We start from the raw sequence: 2,397 nt of genomic DNA on the forward strand, positions 1-2,397 counted from the left end.
ATTTCATTCCTTCGATGAGATCTATGAAAAACATGACCGGTTCGAACAGGTATATGAGGAAATAACAGAGACGCTTGTGGCGCATGCTGAATCCGGGGAGCTCGTCTACGCCGTACCGGGCCATCCGCTTGTTGCCGAAAAAACGGTCCAACTTCTATTGGAGCTGCACCGCCAAGGGAAGATAGAAGTGAAGGTCGGCGGCGGTCAAAGCTTCATTGATGCTTTGTTTGCTTCTGTTGGTGCGGATCCGATCGACGGATTTCAGTTACTGGACGGGACCAGCCTGAAGCTTCAGGATATTCACATGAACCAGCAGCTTATCATCGGACAGGTCTATGACGCATTTATCGCTTCTGAAGTGAAACTTACACTGATGGAGCTTTATCCATATAATTACGAAGTGATGCTCGTGACGTCAGCAGGAAGCAAGGAAGAAAAGGTTGAACGAATCCCGCTTGTGGAACTGGACCGCGCTGCTGGTCTCAGTAATTTGACGAGTCTCTATGTTCCAGCTGTCAAGGAGATGGAGTCTGCCTTTAAGCAATACGGGACACTGAGAGAAATCATCTCTACGTTGCGGGGGCCGGATGGCTGCCCATGGGACCGGGAGCAGACTCACCAATCACTGAAGAAGTATCTTATTGAAGAAACCTATGAGTTACTGGAAGCCATCGATGAAGATGATATCGATCATATCATTGAGGAGTTGGGAGACGTGCTTCTGCAAGTGATGCTTCATGCACAGATCGGGGAAGATGATGGCATGTTCACGATGGAGGAAGTCATTGAAAGCCTCGCTTCGAAAATGGTCCGCCGTCATCCACATGTATTCGGAACGGTCGATGTAGAAAATACTGAGCAGGTGAAGGTGAACTGGGACAAAATCAAGCAGCAGGAAAAAGGTGGAGGCGAAGAATCTTCCTCCATGCTGAAAGATATTGCAAAGGGAATGCCCGCACTCCTGAAGTCTTATGAATATCAAAAAAAAGCGGCTAAGGCCGGCTTTGACTGGCATGATCCAAAAGGTGCATGGGATAAAGTAAGGGAAGAAATAAAGGAATTCGAGAAAGAAGTAGAGAATGGTAATGAAACAGAGATAACGAAAGAGTTTGGGGATATTTTATTTGCTCTTGTCAACGTGGCCAGATTTTACAACGTATTTCCAGAGGAAGCACTCGCGATGACCAATACAAAATTTTTCCGCCGCTTTTCCTATGTAGAAAAGCAGGTCCGCAGCTCTGGAAAGTCCTTTGAAGATTTCACTCTGGAAGAACTGGATGCCTTCTGGAATGAAGCTAAAAAGAATAATATCGAGTAGGGGAGTTTTATAGATGGTATCGATGAGATTGGATAAATACTTGAAAGTATCGAGGTTGATTAAGAGACGGACGCTTGCGAAAGAAATCGCAGATCAGGGCCGGATCCTGGTTAACGGCACGCAGGCGAAAGCAAGTTCCAATGTCAAAGTCGGGGACGAGCTAAGTGTCAGGTTTGGACAGAAAGTGATGAGGGTAAAAATAGAAAGGCTCCTTGATACAACGAAAAAAGAAGATGCGAGCAGCCTCTATTCCATCATTTCTGAAGAAAGAATCAAAGAAGAATCAGAGTAACCACCCGTCTTCTTTTTGTTCTTAAACCCCCTCTTACTACATACATATAGTACAAAGCTTGTACTATGTGATTGTGAGGGATAAACATGAACCAATATTATGATGGAAACAAAGAAAAGACTTCTTACCAGGAACATGATGTCATCATGAGGGGCAGAAAGCTGCTTGATATTACAGGCGTAAAGCAAGTGGAAAGCTTCGATAATGAAGAGTTTCTCCTCGAAACCGTGATGGGTCTCCTGTCCGTAAGAGGCCAGAATCTGCAAATGAAGAATCTTGATGTCGATAAAGGGGTCGTTTCGATTAAAGGGAAGGTGTTTGATCTGATTTATTTGGATGAACACAACGCGGAGAAGGCTAAAGGACTCTTTAGCAAGCTGTTTCGATGACTCTGACGACTCAGTTTTACACCATGCTTTCCATGATTGGGATGGGAGCATTATTTGGTGCAACACTGGATACGTATAATCGTTTCTTAAACCGGTCTCAGAGAAAAAGGTGGCTTGTATTCCTGAACGACCTGTTATTCTGGGTATTTCAAGCCCTTGCGACATTTTATATCCTGTTTTCCGTCAACTTCGGAGAGCTTCGATTTTATATCTTTATCGCATTGCTTTGCGGTTTCGCAGGCTACCAGGCGATCCTTAAACAAGGATTTCTTCACTTGCTTGAAAAACTGATTCATTTTTTCATATCGCTGTATAATTTACTGGTTTCCATGGTAAAGAAGTTAGTGTATTCGCCGATAAAATGGTTAGTGATTCTAATGATTACACTGGTTTTTTCT

General features: G+C 44.0%; 4 protein-coding genes. All 4 read left to right on the plus strand.

Annotated features, from left to right (window positions below):
• A partial coding sequence (gene yabN / locus HP456_RS22830) for a bifunctional methyltransferase/pyrophosphohydrolase YabN (protein WP_172255349.1) occupies window positions 1-1,318 on the plus strand: 1,318 nt, incomplete at its 5' end.
• 22 nt (window positions 1,319-1,340) lie between these two features.
• Complete coding sequence (locus HP456_RS22835) at window positions 1,341-1,610, plus strand: RNA-binding S4 domain-containing protein (RefSeq protein WP_172255355.1); 270 nt, start codon at window positions 1,341-1,343, stop codon at window positions 1,608-1,610.
• A gap of 86 nt (window positions 1,611-1,696) precedes the next feature.
• Complete coding sequence (gene yabP / locus HP456_RS22840) at window positions 1,697-1,999, plus strand: sporulation protein YabP (RefSeq protein ID WP_172255351.1); 303 nt, start codon at window positions 1,697-1,699, stop codon at window positions 1,997-1,999.
• On the plus strand, window positions 1,996-2,397 hold a 402-nt coding region (yabQ, locus tag HP456_RS22845), incomplete at its 3' end, for a spore cortex biosynthesis protein YabQ (protein ID WP_172255353.1). The genes yabP and yabQ, both read left to right, overlap by 4 nt.

The organism is Bacillus haikouensis, from assembly GCF_013179555.1.
Lineage (GTDB): Bacteria > Bacillota > Bacilli > Bacillales > Bacillaceae_B > Rossellomorea > Rossellomorea haikouensis_A.